General features: G+C 67.2%; 17 protein-coding genes. 5 read left to right on the top strand and 12 right to left on the bottom strand.

What is annotated here, in order from left to right:
- The first annotated feature begins 7 nt into the window (after positions 1–7).
- Genes treZ through treY form a run of 3 tightly spaced genes read left to right on the top strand, consistent with a single transcriptional unit; the run spans position 8 to position 7,118 of the window.
- Positions 8–2,113 (top strand): malto-oligosyltrehalose trehalohydrolase, encoded by a 2,106-nt coding sequence (treZ, locus tag D7S86_RS05970; RefSeq protein WP_147432237.1) that lies wholly within the window; start codon positions 8–10, stop codon positions 2,111–2,113.
- Positions 2,110–4,299 (top strand): 4-alpha-glucanotransferase, encoded by a 2,190-nt coding sequence (malQ, locus tag D7S86_RS05965; RefSeq protein ID WP_121084547.1) that lies wholly within the window; start codon positions 2,110–2,112, stop codon positions 4,297–4,299. The genes treZ and malQ overlap by 4 nt, the downstream gene beginning before the upstream one ends.
- Positions 4,296–7,118, top strand: a complete 2,823-nt coding sequence (treY, locus tag D7S86_RS05960; protein WP_121084545.1) for a malto-oligosyltrehalose synthase — start codon at positions 4,296–4,298, stop codon at positions 7,116–7,118. The genes malQ and treY overlap by 4 nt, the downstream gene beginning before the upstream one ends.
- Before the next feature lie 139 nt (positions 7,119–7,257).
- Here the strand turns inward: treY and D7S86_RS30105 are convergent, their stop codons facing one another.
- Positions 7,258–8,085, bottom strand: a complete 828-nt coding sequence (locus D7S86_RS30105) for a sensor histidine kinase (RefSeq protein WP_240648007.1) — start codon at positions 8,083–8,085, stop codon at positions 7,258–7,260.
- Between the two features lie 107 nt (positions 8,086–8,192).
- Between D7S86_RS30105 and D7S86_RS05950 the strand changes: the two genes are divergently transcribed.
- Both D7S86_RS05950 and D7S86_RS05945 read left to right on the top strand, forming a co-directional pair.
- Positions 8,193–8,534: an FKBP-type peptidyl-prolyl cis-trans isomerase gene (locus D7S86_RS05950; RefSeq protein ID WP_121085232.1), complete on the top strand. Its 342-nt coding sequence runs from the start codon at positions 8,193–8,195 to the stop codon at positions 8,532–8,534.
- A 2-nt stretch (positions 8,535–8,536) separates the two neighbouring features.
- Positions 8,537–9,331 (top strand): AraC family transcriptional regulator, encoded by a 795-nt coding sequence (locus D7S86_RS05945; protein WP_121084543.1) that lies wholly within the window; start codon positions 8,537–8,539, stop codon positions 9,329–9,331.
- A 56-nt stretch (positions 9,332–9,387) separates the two neighbouring features.
- On the opposite strand, the gene D7S86_RS05940 is transcribed toward D7S86_RS05945, so the two are convergent.
- From D7S86_RS05940 to truA, 11 genes are all read right to left on the bottom strand, one after another.
- Entirely contained in the window at positions 9,388–10,605 is a 1,218-nt protein-coding gene (locus D7S86_RS05940) for an O-succinylhomoserine sulfhydrylase (protein ID WP_121085231.1), read from the bottom strand.
- Positions 10,606–10,827: 222 nt separating this feature from the next.
- Complete coding sequence (gene purF, locus D7S86_RS05935) at positions 10,828–12,378, bottom strand: amidophosphoribosyltransferase (protein ID WP_121084541.1); 1,551 nt, start codon at positions 12,376–12,378, stop codon at positions 10,828–10,830.
- Positions 12,379–12,462: 84 nt separating this feature from the next.
- A complete protein-coding gene (locus tag D7S86_RS05930) occupies positions 12,463–12,957 on the bottom strand; it encodes a CvpA family protein (protein ID WP_121084539.1) in 495 nt (164 codons plus the stop codon).
- 54 nt (positions 12,958–13,011) lie between these two features.
- Positions 13,012–13,815, bottom strand: a complete 804-nt coding sequence (locus D7S86_RS05925) for an SPOR domain-containing protein (protein WP_338069158.1) — start codon at positions 13,813–13,815, stop codon at positions 13,012–13,014.
- Positions 13,816–14,001: 186 nt separating this feature from the next.
- Positions 14,002–15,312 (bottom strand): bifunctional tetrahydrofolate synthase/dihydrofolate synthase, encoded by a 1,311-nt coding sequence (gene folC / locus D7S86_RS05920; RefSeq protein ID WP_121084535.1) that lies wholly within the window; start codon positions 15,310–15,312, stop codon positions 14,002–14,004.
- Between the two features lie 105 nt (positions 15,313–15,417).
- Entirely contained in the window at positions 15,418–16,290 is an 873-nt protein-coding gene (gene accD / locus D7S86_RS05915; protein WP_121084533.1) for an acetyl-CoA carboxylase, carboxyltransferase subunit beta, read from the bottom strand.
- A gap of 99 nt (positions 16,291–16,389) precedes the next feature.
- A complete protein-coding gene (gene trpA, locus D7S86_RS05910) occupies positions 16,390–17,208 on the bottom strand; it encodes a tryptophan synthase subunit alpha (protein ID WP_121084531.1) in 819 nt (272 codons plus the stop codon).
- Positions 17,195–18,043, bottom strand: coding sequence for a DNA-methyltransferase (locus D7S86_RS05905; protein ID WP_121085230.1), 849 nt, complete (start codon positions 18,041–18,043; stop codon positions 17,195–17,197). Before D7S86_RS05905 ends, trpA begins: the two co-directional genes overlap by 14 nt.
- A gap of 20 nt (positions 18,044–18,063) precedes the next feature.
- Positions 18,064–19,257 (bottom strand): tryptophan synthase subunit beta, encoded by a 1,194-nt coding sequence (gene trpB, locus D7S86_RS05900; RefSeq protein ID WP_121084529.1) that lies wholly within the window; start codon positions 19,255–19,257, stop codon positions 18,064–18,066.
- Between the two features lie 98 nt (positions 19,258–19,355).
- Positions 19,356–20,084, bottom strand: a complete 729-nt coding sequence (locus tag D7S86_RS05895; RefSeq protein WP_121084527.1) for a phosphoribosylanthranilate isomerase — start codon at positions 20,082–20,084, stop codon at positions 19,356–19,358.
- A gap of 122 nt (positions 20,085–20,206) precedes the next feature.
- Positions 20,207–21,004 (bottom strand): tRNA pseudouridine(38-40) synthase TruA, encoded by a 798-nt coding sequence (gene truA / locus D7S86_RS05890; RefSeq protein WP_121084525.1) that lies wholly within the window; start codon positions 21,002–21,004, stop codon positions 20,207–20,209.
- Positions 21,005–21,011: the final 7 nt, after the last annotated feature.

Raw genomic sequence — 21,011 nt, 5'->3', positions numbered from 1 at the left:
GCTCACCATGTCAGACCGCACCGTCGACGTCCGCCAGCATCGCCACCGCCACATGCTGCCGTTCGGCGCGCAGCCGATCGGCAACGACACGACCTGCTTCCGTCTCTGGGCGCCGTCATGCGAGCACGTCGCGCTCGCGATCGAAGACGGCGACACGATCGCGATGGCGGCCACGGGCGAAGGCTGGTTCGAGGCCGAGGCCGCCTGCGGTCCCGGCGCGCGCTATCGCTACCGGCTCGACGACGGCCTCGCGGTCCCCGATCCGGCCTCGCGCTTCCAGCCCGACGACGTGCACGGGCCGAGCATGGTCGTCGATCCGTATGCGTATGAATGGCGGCACACGGGCTGGCGCGGCCGCCACTGGACCGAAACGGTCCTCTACGAAATCCATGTCGGCGCGATGGGCGGCTATCGCGGCGTCGGCGCCTATCTGCCCGAACTCGCGGCGCTCGGCGTCACGGCCATCGAACTGATGCCCGTCGCCGACTTCAGCGGCGCGCGCAACTGGGGCTACGACGGCGTGCTGCCGTTCGCGCCCGATTCGACCTACGGCACACCCGACGACCTCAAAGCGCTGATCGATACCGCGCATGGTCTCGGCATCCAGGTGTTTCTCGACGTCGTCTATAACCATTTCGGTCCCGACGGCAATTACCTGCACGACTACGCGGCCGCGTTCTTCAAGGACGACACGCCGACCCCATGGGGACCCGCGATCGATTTCGATCAGGCCGAGGTCGGCCAGTTCTTCATCGAAAACGCGCTTTACTGGATCCACGAGTATCGCGTCGACGGATTGCGGTTCGACGCCGTGCACGCGATTCGCAATCCGGCGTGGTTGCGTACGCTGGCCGAGCACGTGCGCCGCTCGATCGAGATCGATCGCCATGTCCATCTCGTGCTCGAAAACGAACAGAACCTCGCGAGCCTGCTGAGCTGCTCGCGCGGACAGGTCTGCCATTTCGACGCGCAATGGAACGACGACGTCCACAACACGCTGCACGTGATGCTGACCGGCGAGACCGAGGGCTACTACGGCGCCTATGCCGAGGCGCCCGCGCGCCGGCTCGCGCGCGCGCTGGCCGAGGGCTTCGTCTATCAGGGTGAGCCGTCGGTCCTCCACGACGGCCATCCGCGCGGCGAACCGAGCGCCGCGCTACCGCCGAGCGCGTTCGTGTTCTTTCTGCAGAATCACGATCAGATCGGCAATCGCGCGATGGGCGAACGGCTCACCCGGCTCGCCGATCACGACGCGCTGCGCGCCGCGATCGCGCTGATGCTGCTGTCGCCGCAGATTCCGCTGTTGTTCATGGGCGAGGAATTCGGCAGCACGCAGCCCTTTCTGTTCTTCACGGATTACACGGGGCCGCTCGCGGATGCCGTACGCGAGGGCAGACGGCGGGAATTCGCGAAGTTCTCGGCGTTTTCGGACCCCGCGCGGCGCGCGAGGATTCCCGATCCGAACGACCGCGCGACCTTCGAGCAGTCGCGCTTCGCGCGGCCGCTCGACGCGGCGCGCGCACACGATGCCGCAACGTCGGACGCATCACCTGCCTCACCGGCATCGTCGCGGTCCACGTCGCATCCGGGCGAGCCGCATCCGGCCGAATCCGACGCGCGCGAGTGGCGGCATTTCTATCAAGCGGCGCTGGCCGTGCGTCATCGATTGCTGACGCCGAGACTCGAACGCACGCGTTCGCTCGGCGCGCGCGTGCTCGTCGAGCCGGCCGCGCCCGACGGTGAAACCGCCGCGCTGCTCGCCGCGCGGCGTGCGCCGAGCGCGGCGTCGAGCGCGCATGCGTCGCACGGCGCGCATGATTCGCCGACACGCAGCGGCGCGCTCGCCTATGGCGCGCCGGCCTCGAACGGACGCGGCGGCGGCGTACGCGCGCAATGGCGTCTCGGCGACGGCGAAGTGCTCACGATCGCCGTCAATCTCGGCGACACCGCGCTCGCGCTCGGCGATCTGCCGCCCGGCACCATCATCTTCGAAACGCCCGATCGCGTGCGCGACACGCTCGACGCGCGTACGCTCGCGCCGCACGCCGCGATCGTCTGGCTGACCGGCGATCTGCACGCTTTTATTCGCCACCCTCTGGAGACGCTCGCATGACGGACTCGCCACGCCCGGCCCGCGCCGCGAGCGCGAAACTGCTCGCCGAACTCGCCACGCGCGCGGGCATCGAGGTCGAATGGGACAACGCGCAACACGTCCCGCAGCGCGTGTCCGACGATGTGCTGCGGACCTTGCTCGAACGGCTCGATCTGCCGTGCGCGAGCGCCGCGCAGGCGCGCGACAGCCTCGCGCTGCTCGAAGCCGAGCAACGGCGCAACCACGTGCCCAAACTCCTGAGCGCCGACGTCGATCATGCGATCGCCCTGCCGTCGTCGACGCACAAGACGGGCACGCGCTACCGGATCGACCTCGAACAGGGCGGCACGATCGAGGGCATCCTGTCGGTGCCGCGCGGCGAAACCGCGCTCCTCGCGCCGATCGCCGAGACGGGGTACCACACACTGACGATCGACAACCGGCAATGCACGCTCGCGATCGCGCCGCGTCATTGCTACGGCGTGGCCGACGCGATGGCCGCCGCGGGCCGGCCCTCGGCCTCGCGCGGCTGGGGTATCGGCGCGCAGCTCTATGGCTTGCGCGAAGCCGCCGACGGCGGCATCGGCACGTATGGCGCGCTCGCGCGCGCCGCGCAGCGTGTCGGCGCACAAGGCGGCGATGCGCTCGCGATCAGTCCGGTCCACGCGATGTTCTCGGCCCAGCCGCACAAATTCAGTCCGTATTCGCCGTCGAGCCGTCTGTTCCTCAATGTGTTACATATCGATCCGGCCGCCGCCTTCGGCGAGGCCGCCGCGCGCGCGGCGATTCAGTCGCTCGGTCTCGAACGCTCGCTCGCGGAGCTCGAAGCGCTCGCGCTGATCGACTGGCCACGCGCCGCGCACGCGCGGCTCGCGATCCTGCGCAGCTTGTTCGAGCAAATGCTCGAAGGCCGCTTCGGCGAGGCCCCGTTGCGTGAACTCGATAGATTTCGCGCGCAAGGCGGCAAGCCGCTCGAAGACCACGCGCGCTTCGAAGCGATCCAGGGCGCGTTTCTCGCGATCTCGCCCGATGCGGGCTACTGGCGCGACTGGCCCGTCGCGCTGCGCGACCCGAACCATCCGGCCGTCGCGGACGCCGTCGCGCCGATGCCGCGCGAAGTCACCTACCACGTGTTCCTCCAGTGGCTCGCGCAGCGCGGCCTCGCGGATGCGCAGGCACAGGCGCGCGCCTCGGGCATGGCGATCGGCCTCGTCGCCGATCTCGCGGTCGGCTGCGACAGCGCGGGCAGCCACGCGTGGAGTTATCCGGCCGAGATGCTGCATGGCGTGAGCGTCGGCGCGCCGCCCGATCTGTTCAATCAGGTCGGCCAGGCCTGGGGACTCACGACGTTCTCGCCGCGCGGCATGGTCGCGCAGGGCTTCGGCGCCTTCCTCGACATGCTGCGCGCCGCGTTCCGTCACGCGGGCGGCGTGCGCATCGACCATATCCTCGGACTGCGACGCCTATGGCTCGTCCCCGACGGTTCGCCCGCGCGCGACGGCGCCTATCTGCACTATCCGTTCGACGATCTGCTGCGGCTGATCGCGCTCGAATCGTGGCGCCACCGCGCGATCGTGATCGGCGAGGATCTTGGCACCGTGCCCGGCGGCATGCGCGAGCGGCTCGCCGACAGTCAGTTGCTCGGCATTCGCGTGCTCTGGTTCGAACGCAAGAAGGACGCGCCCGATCCGAGCGAAGCCGAACCGGCCGGCCCGCCGGTCGATCGATTCATCGCGCCCGAGCGCTGGTCCGAACACGCGGTCGCGACGACGACGACCCACGACCTGCCGACCGTCACGGGCTGGTGGGCCGGCGACGATATCGTCTGGCGCGACCGGATCGGTCAGACCGCGCGGCTGGCGAGCGGCGAGGACCCCGTCGCGCTCGCGCATCTCGAGCGCCGGCACGATCGCACGCTGCTCTGGGATGCGTTCCGCAAGGCCGGCGTCGCGCCGGCCGATGCGCCGCCGCCCGACGACGCGCCCGTCGACGAAGCACTCGCGTTCATCGCGCGCACGCCGTCGCCGCTCGTCGTCTATCCGCTCGAAGACCTGCTGGGTCTGGCCGACCAGCCGAACCTGCCCGGTTCGATCGACGAACATCCGAACTGGCGACGGCGTGTCGCCGCGCCGTTCGATGCGCTGACCGAACAACCGGGCTTCGCGGATCGCCTGCGCGCGATCCGGCGTCTGTTCTCAAGCTCATGACTGCGATCCGTGCGACCGTGCGCCTTCAATTCCATCGCGACTTCACGTTCGACGATGCGGCGGCGCGCGTCGACTATTTCGCCGCGCTCGGCGTCAGCCATGTCTATGCGTCGCCGATCACGACCGCACAGCCGGGGTCGATGCACGGCTACGACACGGTCGACTACACGCGCGTGAGCGCGGAACTCGGCGGCGAAGCGGGCCTCGAACGCCTCGTCGAGCGGCTGCGCGCGCACGGCATGGGCCTGATCGCCGACTTCGCGCCGAACCATATGGGCGTGGGCGGCGCGCACAACGCGTGGTGGCTCGACATTCTCGCGTGGGGCCGCCATAGCGAATACGCGCGCCATTTCGACGTCGACTGGCATTCGCCGGATCCCGCGCTGCGCGGCAAGGTGCTCGCGCCGTTTCTCGGCACCGCATACGGCGACGCGCTGCAGGCGGGCGACATCCGGCTCACGTGGTCGGCCGAGCGCGGCCAGTTCGTCGTCGAATACGGTCCGCACCGCTTTCCCGTGTGCCCGACCGACTACGCGGCGATGCTTCGCCAGGCCGACGTCTCGGTGCTCGCGCCGCTCTGCGACGCGTTCGACCATCTGACGACGCAGCCCGAGGACCGCGCACGCGCAATCGCGGCCCAGCAGACCTTCACGACCTTCGCGGCCGTCGCGCGTCACGCGCAGGCGCTCGATGCCGTCGCCGCCGCGTATGCGTCGCCCGAGGCGCTGCATCGCCTGCTCGAACGCCAGCATTTCCGTCTCGCGTCGTGGCGTACCGCGGCCGACGACGTCAACTGGCGGCGCTTCTTCGATATTTCGTCGCTGATCGGCATGCGCGTCGAACGGCCCGACGTCTTCGAAGCGATGCACGGCCGGATGTTCGCGCTCTATGCGGACGGTCTCATCGACGGTCTTCGCATCGATCATGTCGACGGCCTCGCGGAGCCGCGCGAATATTGCCAACGGCTTCGGCAACGGCTTGACGGCTTGCGCGCCGAGCGGCCGCTCGCGCTGCGCGCGACGCCCGCGACGCTCGTCGTCGAAAAAATCCTCGCGTACGACGAACCGATGCGGCGCGACTGGCAGATCGACGGCACGACGGGCTACGACTTCATGGATCAGGTCGGCATGGTCATGCACGACGCGGCCGGCGCGTCGGCGCTCGATGCATGGTGGACGTCGCTGCCCGGCGCATCGCGATTCACGCTCGACGAGCAGGCCTTGCGCGCGAAGCGTCAGATCCTCGCCGAGAATCTCGCGGCCGAAGTCGATCGATGCGCACGCGCCTTGCACCGGATCGCGCGCGACGATCTGACGACGCGCGACGCGACGTTCGCCTCGATCAAGCGCGTGCTCGTCGAGTACGTGCTGCACTTTCCGGTCTACCGGATGTATCCCGAGAGCGGCATGCGCAGCGCCGAAGACAATGTGTTTTTCGAGCGCGCGCGCGAAGGCGCGCGGGCCGCGCTGCGCACCGCCGATCATGCCTTGCTCGACCGGCTCGACGGCTGGCTCGGCGGCGCGCCGATGCCGGGCACGGACGGCTCGGGCGCGGCGCCGCCCTACCCGACGCCCGCGGGCTCGCATCGGCGCAGCGCGTTGATCCTGTTCTCGCAATTGACCGCGCCGACGGCCGCCAAGGCGATCGAGGACACGCTGTGCTATCGATATGCGCGCCTGATTTCGCGCAACGAAGTCGGCGCGCAGCCCGCGATGCTCGCGATGTCGTCCGCGCAATTCCATGCGCTGACGACATCGCGCGCGCTCGATTTTCCACGCGCCTGGCTCACGACCGCGACACACGATCACAAGCGCGGTGAAGACGCGCGCGCACGACTCGCCGTGCTCAGCGAAATTCCCGAACGCTGGGCGCAGACCGTCACGCAATGGAGCACGCTCAATGCGCGGCACAAGGCCGACGGCGCGAATGGCGCGAGCGTCGCGATCGGTCCCGAGGCGGCCGTCGAATCGATGCTTTATCAAACGCTCGTCGGCGCGTGGCCGCTCGATCTGACGCCGTCCGACGCGCAGGGTGTCGCGGCGTTGACGGATCGTACGGCCGGCTGGCTCGAAAAGGCCCTGCGCGAAGCCAAGGTCCGCACCGATTGGTTCGCGCCGAACGTCGACTACGAACGCGCGTGTCAGGACTTTCTGCGCGCGATCCTGTCGTCGGATCCGCGCAATGCCTTCGTGGCCGAACTCGCGCGTTTCGTCGATACGATCGCGCCTGCAGGCGCGATCAACAGCCTCGCGCAGACGCTGCTGCGCGTCTGCTGTCCGGGCGTGCCCGATCTCTACCAGGGCACCGAACTCTGGGATTTCTCGCTCGTCGATCCCGACAACCGTCGCGCGGTCGACTATGCGCGCAGGATGGCCGCGCTATCGGATGCGCCGCCGTCGGCGCATCTCGCAACGTGGCGCACGGGCTCGATCAAGCTCGCCTTGATCCGTCGCGCGCTTGCGTTGCGCGCGTTGCGGCCCGCGTTGTTCATCGGCGGCGACTATCTGCCGCTCGACATTCACGGCGCGCTCGCCTCGCATGCGATCGCATTCGGCCGCATCGATCGAAACACGGGCGACGCCGCGATCGTCGTCGCGACGCATCTGCCCGCGTCGATCGCGAGCCATGACGGCCTGCCGCTCGTCACGCCCGCGACATGGGCCGACACCTATGTCGACGTCCCCGAGCCGCTGCGGCGCGCGGTCTACGATATCGCGTCGGATCGAGAGCGCGCGGCTCAACCGCGACGCGCGCTGCGCGAGATGCTCGACGCGTGTCCGGTCGCGTTGTTGACGACGCCGGTCGCACGGCGAAGCTGAACGTGCGCGTCACGCATACGATGCGTGCCTCTCGTGCCTAGCCCGGCCCGGCATCGGAGTGCGGCCTCGATCGATCACACGACATGCGCGAGATGTCCGACGTGCACGACGCCGCATGCGCTCACGCGCATTCGAAGCGCTAGCGGCCCGTCAGCGGAAAGACCATCACGATCGTGAGCTCGCCCGTTTCGTCGTTCGACTCGAACGTGCATTGACCGCCATGCGCCTCGGCCACGCGGCGCGGCAGCGTGAGCTGATGTTCATGGCTCGCGCGTTCGGCGGGTGCGGCCGCGCACGTCAGCGTCGTCGTGCACACGCCCTGCTCGACCGACACGCGCAGCGCGGCGGCATCGCTCGGCGCGCCGATCGCGGTCAGAGCCGCCGCGTTGCCCGCGGCGGCCTGCGATTGCTCGCGCGCATACGCAAGCAGACACCACCAGGCCTGCCACAGACGTTCGGCGTCGACGTCGGCCTCGCGCGCGTCGCCCTGCCATGCATAGCTCAGATCGCCGGGCCCGAGCGTGATCCGCGCGTTCGCGACGACGTCGTCGCAGATCGCCGCGAGCGACGCCCGGCTGCGCACGATCGCAAGATGACGCGTCGCGATGCGCGGCGCGTCGATGATCTTCTCGATGAGTCCGACCTGTTGTTCGACACCCGCGCGGATACCCGCGAGCGCGCGGCCGATCGAAGGGTCGGCGTCGCCGAGCTTGCGTTCGAGCACGTGCGCCCAGGTATGGATCGCGTTGAGCGGCCCGCGCAGATCGTGCGAAGCGACCGACAAGACATGATCGCGGCCGAACACCTGCGACTCGGCGCGCACACGCGCCGCGCGTTCGAATGCGAACGCGCGCTCGGACGGGATGGCCGGCGGAGTCGCGGCGGGTACGGAGGAAGCGGCGGGCGGATCGATCGTCGAAGACCGGCTGTCGGGTGTCATATCGGAAGCGGTCGTGGATTCGGACAAGGTGGGAGTCCTCGCAAGCGTCGACGAGATCGATTATAGGGGCGTCCACGCCGGTTCTGCGCGTCCGCTGAGGTACCATTGCGGATCATTTTGAGGAGATGCGCAACATGGCTGCAATTACGACCGATTCGGGTCTCAAGTATGAAGACCTGACCGAAGGCACCGGCGCCGAAGCGACGAAAGGCGCAACGGTCAGCGTGCATTACACGGGCTGGCTCACCGACGGTCAGAAATTCGATTCGAGCAAGGATCGCAACGAGCCGTTTTCGTTCCCGCTCGGTGCCGGTCATGTGATCCGCGGCTGGGACGAAGGCGTCCAGGGCATGAAGGTCGGCGGCGTGCGCAAGCTCACGATTCCGCCGCAGCTCGGCTACGGCGTGCGGGGCGCGGGCGGCGTGATTCCGCCGAACGCGACGCTCGTGTTCGAAGTCGAGCTGCTCGACGTCTGATCATGGCAGGCGGTACCTCCCCGTACGCTTCGCCGCTCGTGACCGTGCGAAGCTACGATGAAGTCTCCGCCACCGATTCGCACGACAGTTATCACCAGATCGCGCTGGGCATCGAAGGCGGCCTCGAACTCGAGGTCGATCATCTCGCGACGTGCGTCGCGCCGACGCTCGGCGTCATCGTGCCGGTCGGCGCGCGTCATGACTATCTCGGCATCGGCGCGAACAATCGGCAACTGATCGTCGACGTCCCCGTCGACGCGTTGACGCTGCCCCGGCAACTGTTCGACCGCCCTTCGCTGATTCCGATCGACGCGGCGTTCGCGCAATGGGTCGTGAGGCTCGCGCAGCTACGCGACAATCCCGACCGCTTCGCGCACTGGCAGGCGACCGCGCGACTCTGCGACGCCGTGCTCGAACGCATGAGCGGCGCCGGTCACCCGAACCCCGAGCGCTTCACGCTCGCGCGCGTCGATGCGTACTTGCGCGCGCATCTCGCCGAACCGCTGTCGATCGCCGCGCTCGCGTCGTTTTGCGGGTGCGGCGTGCGCAGCTTCCACGATCGCTTCGTCGCCGAATTCGGCATCACGCCGCATCGCTATCTGCTTCGGCTACGCGTCGAACAGGCCGCGCGCATGATGAACGAGCGCCGCAGAAGCCTCGCCGATATCGCGCTCGCGTGCGGATTCGCCGACCAATCGGCGATGACGCATGCGTTCGCGGCGCGCTTCGGCATGCCGCCGGGCCGCTGGCGCGGCGGCGACGCGGTGCGTCCCGGCACGTCGGACCGCGAAACGTAACCGTATCGCACACAGATCCGACGCGTGAAACGTTCGCGTCGAAGCGACGTCGACGACTACGCGATGCCGCGTGCGAGGTCGGCGCAGATATCGTTCGGGTCTTCGAGACCGACCGACAAGCGGATCACCCCCTCGGTCACGCCGGCCGCCGCGCGCGCCTCGGGCGTCACGCGCGCATGCGTCGTGCTCGCGGGATGCGTGATCGTCGTACGCGTGTCGCCGAGATTGCCCGTGATCGAAATCACGCGCGTCTGATCGATGACGCGCCATGCGTTCGCGCGCTGCGCCTCGGGCGTGTCGCCATGCAGCTCGAACGCGACGAGTGCGCCCCCGGTCTTCTGCTGGCGCTTGGCGATGTCATGCTGAGGGTGCGATGCGAGCGACGGATACCAGACCCGCTTGATGCCCGGCTGCGTCTCGAGCCACTGCGCGATCTTGAACGCATTCGCCGATTGGCGCTCCATGCGGATCGGCAAGGTCTCGAGACCGCGCAGCATGAGCCATGCGTTGAACGCCGACAGCGAGGGCCCCGTCGTGCGCACGAACACGAACACCTTGCCCATCACGAAGTCGCGCTTGCCGATGATCGCGCCGCCGAGCACGCGGCCCTGTCCGTCGATGTATTTGGTCGCCGAATGCACGACGACATCGGCGCCGTGTTCGATCGGACGCTGGAGCGCCGGCGAACAGAAACAGTTGTCGACGACGAACAATGCGCCCGCCTCGTGGGCGACGTCGGCGACCGCGCGGATATCGGAGACCTCGGTCAACGGATTCGACGGCGTTTCGAGGAAGAACAACTTCGTCGTCGGTTGCACGGCCGCGCGCCACGCGTCGAGATCGTTCGGATCGACGAACGTCGTCGTGATGCCGAAGCGCGTGAACACCGTCGCGAACAGATTGAGCGTCGAACCGAAGATGCTGCGCGAGCTCACGATGTGATCGCCCGCATTGCACGCGCTCATGACGATCGAGAGGATCGCGCTCATGCCCGATGCGGTCGCGATGCAGGCCTCGCCGCCTTCGAGCGCCGCGAGCCGGTCCTGCAGCATCGTGACGGTCGGGTTCGTGAAGCGCGAGTACGTGAAGAAGTCTTCCGAATTCGCGAAGCGCTCGGCCGCCTCCGCCGCCGACTTGAAGCAGAAGCTCGAGGTCAGGAACAAGGCCTCGGCATGCTCGTTGTATTCGCTGCGCAATGTCCCCGCGCGGACAGCCGCGGTATCGAATCCGAGTTCGTCGAAGTTCAGGGCTTCGCGTGGTGTGATGTCGTTCATTTTCCGGTCCTTGAAAAGCACAAAGCCCGCTTTGCAGTCATGCAAAGCGGGCTTTCAAATCTCCGCGCCGGTCGCACAGCCCCGGCGGCTCACCTCGCTTTAGCTGATTCGGGGCCGAGGCCCCCGCGTCCGCAAGCTGATTCAAATCGACGCGTGAGCCAGATGGTAGCACGGCGCGCGCGAGGCGCGCCGCACATCAAGGGCATGCGCGGACGCGATCCGTCACGCGGACAACTGCAGATGCAGTTGCGAGCGCGCGGGCGGCTCCGCGTCGAGGCTGCCGTCGCCCGCCGGATCGCGGTCCTTCTGCGAAGCCGGCTGCATGCGCGCGCGCTCGATGCTGTCGAGATAGCCGTCGGTCACGTCGCCCGTCACGTATTTGCCGTCGAAACACGAGGCTTCGAAGTCGGCGAGCTCGGGATTGATGTCGCGGATCGCGCGCTTCATGTCCTCGAGATCCTGATAGACGAGGTAGTCGGCGCCGATCAGCTGCGCGACCTCCTCGTCGGTGCGGCCATGCGCGACGAGTTCGCTGCGCGTCGGCATGTCGATGCCGTAGACGTTCGGGAAACGCACGGGCGGCGCGGCCGATGCGAAGATGACCTTCTTCGCGCCCGCATCGCGCGCCATCTGCACGATCTCGTGGCTCGTCGTGCCGCGCACGATCGAGTCGTCGACGATCAGCACGTTCTTGCCCTTGAACTCGACGCCCATCGCGTTGAGCTTCTGGCGCACGGACTTCTTGCGCACCGCCTGACCCGGCATGATGAAGGTCCGGCCCACGTAGCGGTTCTTGAAGAAGCCCTCGCGGTACTCGACGCCGAGCTTGCTCGCGACCTGCATCGCCGCGGGCCGGCTCGAATCGGGGATCGGCATCACGACGTCGATCTCGACGTCCGGCAGCTCGCGCTTGATTTTCTCGGCGAGATAGTTGCCCATGAGCAGCCGCGCGTTATAGACGGGCACGCCGTCGAGCACCGAATCGGGCCGCGCGAGATAGACGTATTCGAAAATGCACGGATACAGCGACGGCTTGTCCGCGCACTGGCGCGCGCTGATATTGCCCTCGAGATCGATGAAGATCGCTTCGCCGGGTTCGAGGTTGCGCACGAATTCGAAACCGACGCCCTCGATCGCGACCGACTCCGACGCGACGATCCATTCGGTGCCTTGCGGGGTTTCGAGCTTGCCGAGACTCAGCGGACGGATGCCGAACGGATCGCGGAACGCGAGCAGCCCGTAGCCGGCGATCATCGCGACGATCGCGTACGACCCCTTGACGCGCTTGTGCACGCCGTTGACGGCCTTGAACAGCGTGTCGAGATCGAGCGAGAGCCCGGTGCTCGTGAGCTGCAGTTCGTGCGCGAGCACGTTGAGCAGCACTTCGGTATCCGAGTTCGTGTTCAGGTGACGGCGGTCGATCCGGAACATCTCTTCCTTGAGCTGTTGCCAGTTCGTCAGATTGCCGTTGTGCGCGAGGATGATGCCGTACGGCGCGTTCACGTAGAACGGCTGGGCTTCCTCTTCGCTCGTCGCCGAACCGGCCGTCGGATAGCGGACCTGGCCGATGCCCGTCGTGCCGGGCAGCGACCGCATGTTGCGCGTGCGGAACACGTCGCGGACCATGCCGTTCGCCTTGTACATGTGGAAATTGCTGCCGTTCGCCGTCGCGATGCCGGCGGCATCCTGCCCGCGGTGCTGCAGCAGCAGCAAGCTGTCATAGATCAGCTGATTGACGGGCGATTTTGAAACTGCACCTACGATGCCGCACATGGCATGTCCTTCTAGTGAACCGAATCCTTCACGTCGCGCTTGCTACGCATGGCCGTATCGCACCCGTACGCGCATCGAGCGCCCTCAGTAGTGCACATAGGCCGCCAGCGTGTCCGGCAAGAGCGGCTTCAATCCGCGCACGCCCTGCTCGGCATAGGGCCGCAGCAGTCCGTTGCGCCAAAAATCCTGTTGCGGCAAGGTCGTCAGCCCCGCCAGCGCCACCATCAGCAGCACCAGCAGCACACCGCGTGCAAGCCCGAACACCATGCCGAGCGAGCGATCGACCGCGCGCAGCCCCGTTGCTTCCGTCATCCGATTCGCGAGCGCGGCGAGCACGCCGATCACGAGCATCGTCGCGATGAACAACAGCGCGAAGGCTAGCAGCAATTGCGTCATCTCGCCGCCGGGCCAGGTCGACGGAATCCATCCGGCAACCTCTCCAACATAGTGCCTCGCGACAAGAAATGCGATGACATATCCTGCCAGTGCAAAAATTTCCGCGAGCAAACCGCGCCACATGCCGCGCAGCGCCGACAGCCCGATGACGATCATGACCGCGTAGTCGAATCCGGTCAGCATCGGATCAGTCCCCGGCCCGCGCGCCGCACGCACGATTCACGCCGCACGCGCCGTTCATCCGTGCGCATCGGCCGGCGCATCGACCGTGCGGACCTTGCGGACTGCCGCCTCGGCCGCCGCGCGGTCGGCGAACGGCCCCGCGCGCACGAGCACGCGGTCGCTGCCGTCATCCTGACGCGCATGCTGCACATATGCGGGCACGCCCGCCGCTTTCAACTTGGCGACCCAGGCCTGGGCCGGCGCCTCGCTCGAGAACGCGCCGATCTGTACGACGAAATGACTGCCCGCGGGCGGCGCATCGTTCGCGGTCGGCGCCTTGGCGGCCGTCGAGGCCGTCGATGTCGCATCGCCGCGCGTGCTTTGTTCAGACGAAGGATTCGCTGCATTCGCAGCCGGCGCATTGACCGACGGTCGTGCCGTCTGCGTCGCGGCCGCGTTGGCGGACGGGCCGGTACTCGACTTCACGCTCGCGTCGGCCGACGTCGCGCGCTTGCCGCCCGACGCGAGGCCCGTGGATGAATTGGATGAAGCGTTGGCCGTCGAATTCGAATCGCCGCCGCTGGCCGGCGCGAGACCCGCGACGCCCGCCGCGGCCGAGGTCGAAGGCGCGGAGGCACCTGCCCCGCTTTCGTCGTCCGCCGCCTCATAGGCCGCGGTCGATCCCTCGGGCGCCGATGCCGCGCCCGGCGCCGGGGCGTCGTCGTGCGCCGGAATCTCGATCGCGATGCCGTCGGTCGCGGGCTTCGGATGGGAGTCGAGGACCATCGGCAAAATCACGACGGCCGCGAGAACCAGCGCAATCGCGCCGATGAGCCGCCGGCGCGCACGCTGCTTTTCGGGCAGCGTCGGATCCAGCATATTCGCGTCGGCCGGTTCGCTCTGGCGACGGCGGCGCAGGCCCTCGGTCTCGGACCGGTCCGCGCCTCGCCGGCTCGCGCGCCCCGCCGACCCGGACGAATTGCCGCCACGCGCCGACGTTGCCGAAGCGTCTTTGTTGCCGAACGAAAATAGGCCCATATTCGCTGCGTGGATCCCGGTCGGGGGTCAATGATGCTGGAGTTTTCGGTACGCCATCACGTCGGCGACAGTGTAATGCGATCCGAAGACCACGATTCTATCATTTTCACCCGCTTTTTCTTGCACTGCGGCGAACGCGGCGCGCGCCGAGTCAAACGTGCGTACGCCGTGGTCGGCATCGTCGACGACGCCCGCCTCGCGCAGATAGCGTTCGAGCATCGCCGCGGTCGCCGCGCGCGGCGTCGGCAGATCCGCGACGTACCAGAAATCGATTTCATCGTGCAGTTGCCGGACGATCGCCGCGATGTCCTTGTCCTTCATCGCACCGAACACCGCGTACGTGTACGGGAAGTAGCCCATATTGCCGAGGTTCTGCGCGAGCACGGCCGCCGCGTGCGGGTTGTGCGCGACGTCGAGAATGACCTGCGGCTTGCCCGGCACGACCTGGAAACGCCCGGGCAATTCGACGTTCGCGAGCCCGAGCCGGATGTCCTGCGCCGCGACCGGCAAGCGGTCGCGCATCGCTTCGAGCGCCGCGAGCGCGGCCGATGCGTTGAGCAGCTGGTTCGCGCCGCGCAGCGCCGGATAGGCGAGCGCGGGTCGCTTGAGCGCGCGGCCCGAATAGGTCCATTGCTGGCGCTCCGCGCCGGGTTGCGGATCGCAGCGGAAATCGCGGCCGACGAGCCAGAGGTCCGCGCCGATCTCGGTCGCGTGATCGATCAGCGTCTGCGGCGGCAGCGGATCGCCGCAGACGGCCGGGCGGCCGGCCCGGAATATGCCGGCCTTCTCGAACGCGATCTTCTCGCGCGTGTCGCCGAGATAGTCGGCGTGGTCGATATCGATGCTCGCGATGATCGCGCAATCCGTATCGATGACATTGACCGCGTCGAGACGTCCGCCGAGACCGACTTCGAGGATCACGGCATCGAGCCCCGCGCTCGCGAACAGATGCATGATCGCGAGCGTCGTGAATTCGAAATAGGTCAGCGAAACCGGCTCGGGCAGGCTCGTGCGCGCGGCTTCGACGATCTCGAAGTGACGCACGAGCGCCTCGTCGCTCGCATCGACGCCGTTGATCCGCGCGCGCTCGTTGAACGCGAGCAGATGCGGCGACGTATGGCAGCCGACCTTATAGCCCGCGCGCAGCAGAATCGTTTCGAGCAGCGCGCACGTCGAGCCCTTGCCGTTCGTGCCGCCGACCGTAAAAACGGGGCATTCGAACCGGAGTCCGAGTGCGTCCTTGACTTTGCCGATCCGCGTGAGCCCCATGTCGATGCCGACAGGGTGCGCGGTTTCGAGGTGGGCGAGCCAGTCGCCAAGCGTCGCGAAGGTAGTCATCAGGCGTAAAAAGCAAACGCGGCCGAAGCCGCGTTGTTCAAGAGAGTCCGTGTCGGGCGATGCGCGGCATCGGCCGTGCCGCCGCGAACGGGGAGCGTCTCGCGATCAGGCGACCGCGTCGGCCGGCAGACGCGTGAGCAGCGCGAGCAGACGCGCGATTTCCTCGCGCATCTTGCGGCGGTCGACGATCATGTCGATCGCGCCCGACTTGAGCAGGAATTCGGCACGCTGGAAGCCTTCGGGCAGCTTCTCGCGCACGGTCTGTTCGATCACGCGCGGGCCCGCGAAGCCGATCAGCGCCTTCGGTTCCGCGATGACGACGTCGCCGAGGAACGCAAAGCTCGCCGACACGCCGCCCATCGTCGGATCGGTCAGCACCGAGATAAACGGCAGCTTCGCTTCGGAGAGCTGCGTGAGCATCGCGGTCGTCTTGGCCATCTGCATGAGCGACAGCAGGCTTTCCTGCATCCGCGCGCCGCCCGAGGCCGTCACGCAGATGAACGGCACTTGCTGCTCGAGCGCCGTGCGCGCGCCGCGCACGAAGCGTTCGCCGACGACCGAGCCCATCGAGCCGCCCATGAACGCGAACTCGAAACACGCGACGACGACCGGCAAGGTATGGATCGCGCCGCCCATGACGACCATCGCGTCGGTTTCGCCCGTCTCGTCCATCGCTTCCTTGAGACGATCGGGATACTTGCGGCTGTCCTTGAACTTGAGCGGATCGACAGGCACGACTTCCTGGCCGATTTCGTAGCGGCCTTCGGGATCGAGCAGCGCATCGAGACGCGCGCGCGCATTGATCCGCATATGGTGGTCGCACTTCGGGCAGACCGAGAGGTTCGCCGCGACGTCGGTCCGGTACAACACGGACTCGCAGCTCGGGCACTTGATCCAGAGACCCTCGGGAATGCTCTTGCGGCTTGCCGGATCCGTTTGCTTGATCTTCGGCGGAAGCAGTTTATCGAGCCAGCTCATCAATACTCCTTGTTGATTACGCGAGCGACGCGGTCCGTCCGGAGACGGTCACGCCGACACGCGCGTCCGCGAACGATGCGGTTCGCGGACGATGTAAGGTCAAGCCGCCGCCGCACCCGTGGGTGCGTCGAGCGCCGCGCGCACACCCGCGACGAACTCGATCAGCGCGGGCACCGCGGCCTCGGGCGCCGCCTGTTCGAGCAGCTGGACGATCCGGCTGCCGATGACAACCGCGTCCGAATGCTCGGCGACGCGCCGGGCGGACTCGGCGTCGCGAATACCGAATCCGACCCCGACAGGAACCGGCACACGCGATTGAATGGCCGGAATTTTACTCGCGATACTGGAAACGTCCAGATTTCCGGCGCCGGTCACGCCCTTGAGCGAGACGTAGTACACATAGCCGCGCGCGATCTGACCGACCGCGGCGATCCGTTCGTCGAGCGAGGTCGGTGCGATCAGGAAGATCGGATCGAGGTCGAATTCGCCGAGTTTCGCGGCGAATTCATGCGATTCCTCGGGCGGATAGTCGACCACGAGCACGCCGTCGACGCCCGCTTCGCTCGCGGCCTTCGCGAACGCGTCGACGCCCATGCGTTCGATCGGATTCGCATAGCCCATGAGCACGACGGGCGTCGTCGCGTTCGACGTCCGGAACGTGCGCACGTCGTCGAGCACGCGGCGCAGCGATACGCCGCGCGCGAGCGCGCGCTCCGACGAGCGCTGGATCACGGGGCCGTCGGCCATCGGATCGGAAAACGGCACGCCGAGCTCGATGACGTCCGCGCCGCCCTTGACGAGCGCGTGCATGAATTCGACGGTCCGCGCGGGATCGGGGTCGCCCGCCGTGATGAACGGGATCAGGCCCTTGCGGCCTTGAGCGGCAAGCGCCGCGAAAGTTTTTTCAATTCGGGACATGGTGAGGAATATCGGCAATGCGTTGACGGGCGACCGCGTGATAGTCGGCGTTGATCTCGTAGCCGACGAAGTGACGCCCGTGCATCGCACAGGCGACAGCGGTCGTGCCGCTGCCCATGAACGGGTCGAGTACGGTGCCGCCCGGCGGGCAGCTCGCGAGCACCATTCTCGAGATGATCTCGAGCGGCTTCTGCGTCGGATGATCGACGCGTTCCGCGTGCTGGCGGTGCAATCTGGACACGGACCAGACGTCCTTCGGGTTGTAGCCCATTTCGAGCCACTTGCTGCCCTCGAAGATGCGCCGGGACCGTGCTTTCTTCGTGGCCGCGTCGTACGGGATGCGGACCGGATCGAGGTCGAAGTAGTAGTCCTTCGACACCGCGAACAGCCCGATGTTGTCGTGAACCGACGTGAAGCGTCGCGTCGTTCCGCCCATGCTCGGCACGCGCCGGTCCCAGACGATCTCGTTGATCATCGTGAGCTTCGTCTTCAGAAAGCTGAAGATTTCCGGCGCGTACTGCCAGGTGCAGAAGATGTAGAGCGAGCCGCGCGGCTTGAGCTTCGGCAGCGCGAGTTCGAGCCAGTGGCGCGTCCAGGCGAGAAAGTCCTCGCCGGAGCGCATGTCCGAATCGTTGCCGTAGTCCTTGCCGAGCCCGTACGGCGGATCGGCCAGAATCAGGTCGATCGACTGGTCGGGCAGATTCACGACGTCGGTCAGGAAATCGCGGTGATGCAGCGCGATCGACGGCGCCGCCTGCGCGCCATCGGTCGTGTGCACCGCCGCGGCCGGCGATCCGCCGGCCGCGTCCGCGATCTTGATCGGGTCGTCACGCATCGACATACGTGCGGCGCGGCTCAGAGCTCGATACCGCCGCGCTCGGCGACGGTATGCATGTCCTTGTCGCCACGACCGGACAGATTGACGAGCAACACCTTGTCGCGCGGCATCGACGGCGCGATCTTCGCCGCATGCGCGATCGCATGACTCGATTCGAGCGCGGGAATGATCCCCTCGATGCGGCACAGCGTATGGAAGGCCTCGAGCGCTTCTTCGTCGGTGATGCCGACGTAGCTCGCGCGGCCCGAATCCTTGAGCCATGCGTGCTCGGGACCGACGCCCGGATAGTCGAGCCCGGCCGACACCGAATGCGTCTCGATGATCTGACCGTCCGCGTCCTGCAGCAGATAGGTCCGGTTGCCGTGCAGCACGCCCGGCGTGCCGCCTTGCAGCGACGCCGCGTGGCGCCCCGTATCGAGCCCGTCGCCGTTCGCTTCGACGCCGATCAGCGCGACGTCCTTGTCGTCGATATACGGATAGAAGATCCCCATCGCGTTCGATCCGCCGCCGACGCACGCGATCACGGCATCGGGCTGACGGCCGATCATCTCGGGCATCTGCACCTTGCACTCGTCGCCGATCACGCGCTGGAAGTCGCGCACCATCATCGGATACGGGTGCGGACCCGCGACCGTGCCGATGATGTAGAAGGTGTTCTCGATGTTCGTGACCCAGTCGCGCATCGCTTCGTTGAGCGCGTCCTTGAGCGTGCGCGAACCCGATTCGACAGGCACGACGGTCGCGCCGAGCAGCTTCATCCGATAGACGTTCGCGGCCTGGCGGCGCACGTCTTCCGAGCCCATGTAGACGACGCACTCCATGCCGAAGCGCGCGGCGATCGTCGCGGTCGCGACGCCATGCTGGCCCGCGCCCGTCTCGGCGATCACGCGCGGCTTGCCCATGCGCTTCGCGAGCAGCGCCTGGCCGATCACGTTGTTGATCTTGTGGGCGCCCGTGTGATTGAGGTCTTCGCGCTTCAGATAGATCTGCGCGCCGCCGAGCATCTCGCTCCAGCGCTGCGCGTGATAGATCGGCGAGGGACGGCCGACGAAATGCTTGAGCTCGCGCGTGTATTCGGCGAGGAAGTCGGGGTCGTTCTGGTACTTCTCGTATTGCGCGCGCAGATCGTCGAGCGCGTGAATCAGGGTTTCGGCGACGAAAATACCGCCGTACGGGCCGAAGTGGCCGCGTTCGTCAGGCAAGTTATACATGGTCTGGCTCCGTCAGTGGCCGACGGAAAATCGGATGCATCCCGCGCTATCTCGCTATCTCGCTATCTCGATATCGCGGCGGTCCGCGCCGGCGCGCATCAATCGCGCGCGCCGTGTTCCGAATCGGCCTCAAGGCATTCAAGAGCGTCCTGTGCGCGCACCGCGTGCACAAACGCCGTCATCCGGGCGTGATCCTTCACGCCCCGCACCCCTTCGACTTCGATGCCGCTCGAGACATCGACAGCGAACGGGCGCACGCGGGCAATGGCCTCACGGACGTTTTGCGCGTTCAAGCCACCACTTAAAACGGCCCGATGCGCGAGCTCTTCGGGAATGATTGACCAATCGAACACCTTTCCGCCGCCGCCGTAGCCCTCGACGTGCGCGTCGAGCAGCAAGCCCTGCGCGGCCGCATAGTTGACGGATGATTCTACCAAATCGGCGCGCGTGGAATCCGCTTTGACCCGAATCGCCTTGAGCCAAGGCAAGCGCGCCGCGCTCGACAGCCGCTTGCACTGCTCGGGCGTCTCGTCGCCATGCAACTGCAGCGCGCCGAGCGGCAACGCGTTCGCGACCTCGCGCACGAACGCCTCGTCGGGATTCACGAACAAGCCGACGATCGTCACGAACGGCGGCACAAGGCGCGCGAGCTGGATCGCCTGCGACACGCTGATCGCGCGCGGGCTCGGCGGATAGAAGACCATCCCGATCGCATCCGCGCCGAGCGCGACCGCATGCTCGACGTCCTCGACGCGCGAGAGTCCGCACAGCTTGATGCGTGTGCGCAGTTGGGCGCGCGTCGGATGGGATTCGGGGAGCGTCTGCATCAAGGGGGCCGGCGTCAAGGGAGCCATCGAGGTTCGGGAGCGGGAAGGCGGTCAAATCGCCGCATGGGCGTCGCGCGCGGAACGCACGCGATCGCGATTTTACCGAGGGCAGACAGCCTCGGCTAGGCGCCCCAGACCTCGCTCCAGGCTTCGCTGCGCAGATTGGCCGGCGGCAAATCGAATTCGGCCGGATAACCGACGTCCGCCAGATACAGTCCGTCGGGCATGAAGGTCGGCGCCGCGGCCTTGCGGTCACGCGCCGCGAGGACGGCGCCCGCCCATTCGGGCCGCTCGCGCCCGCGACCGACGCTGAGCAGGCAGCCCATCAGATTGCGCACCATGTGATGAAGAAACGCATTCGCGCGAAAGCGGAAATGCACGAACGCCCCGCGCGTCTGGATATCGATGTCGTAGACGTGCTTGACCGGCGTCTTCGACTGGCACTCGGACGAGCGGAACGACGAGAAATCGTGTTCGCCGATCCAGTGCCGCGCGGCCTCGCGCATCGCCTCGACGTCGAGCGGCGTATGCACCCAGCCCGCACGGCGCGCGAGCATCGGCGCGCGGACCGGATGCACGTAGAGCACGTAGTAGTAGGTGCGCTCGAACGCCGCGAATCGCGCGTGGAACGTCTCGCTGACGGGCTTCGACCATTGGATCGCGACGGTCGGCGGCAGAAACGCGTTGACGCCGCGCACCCACGAAAAAGGCTCGCGTTCGAGGTCGGTATCGAAATGCAGCACTTGGCCGAGCGCATGCACGCCCGTATCGGTACGTCCCGCGACGACGGTCTGCAGGGGCACCGTCGCGAACGCCTTGAGGGCGCGCTCGACCTCGTCCTGGACCGTGTTGCCGTGCGGTTGCGATTGCCAGCCGCAAAAAGCGGCCCCGTCGTATTGCAGACCCAGTGCTATGCGCATCGCGACG

This window comes from Pararobbsia silviterrae, assembly GCF_003628125.1.
GTDB lineage: Bacteria > Pseudomonadota > Gammaproteobacteria > Burkholderiales > Burkholderiaceae > Pararobbsia > Pararobbsia silviterrae.
The sequence above is the reverse complement of the archived record's forward strand: the minus strand, read 5'-3'. Positions and strand labels throughout refer to the sequence as shown.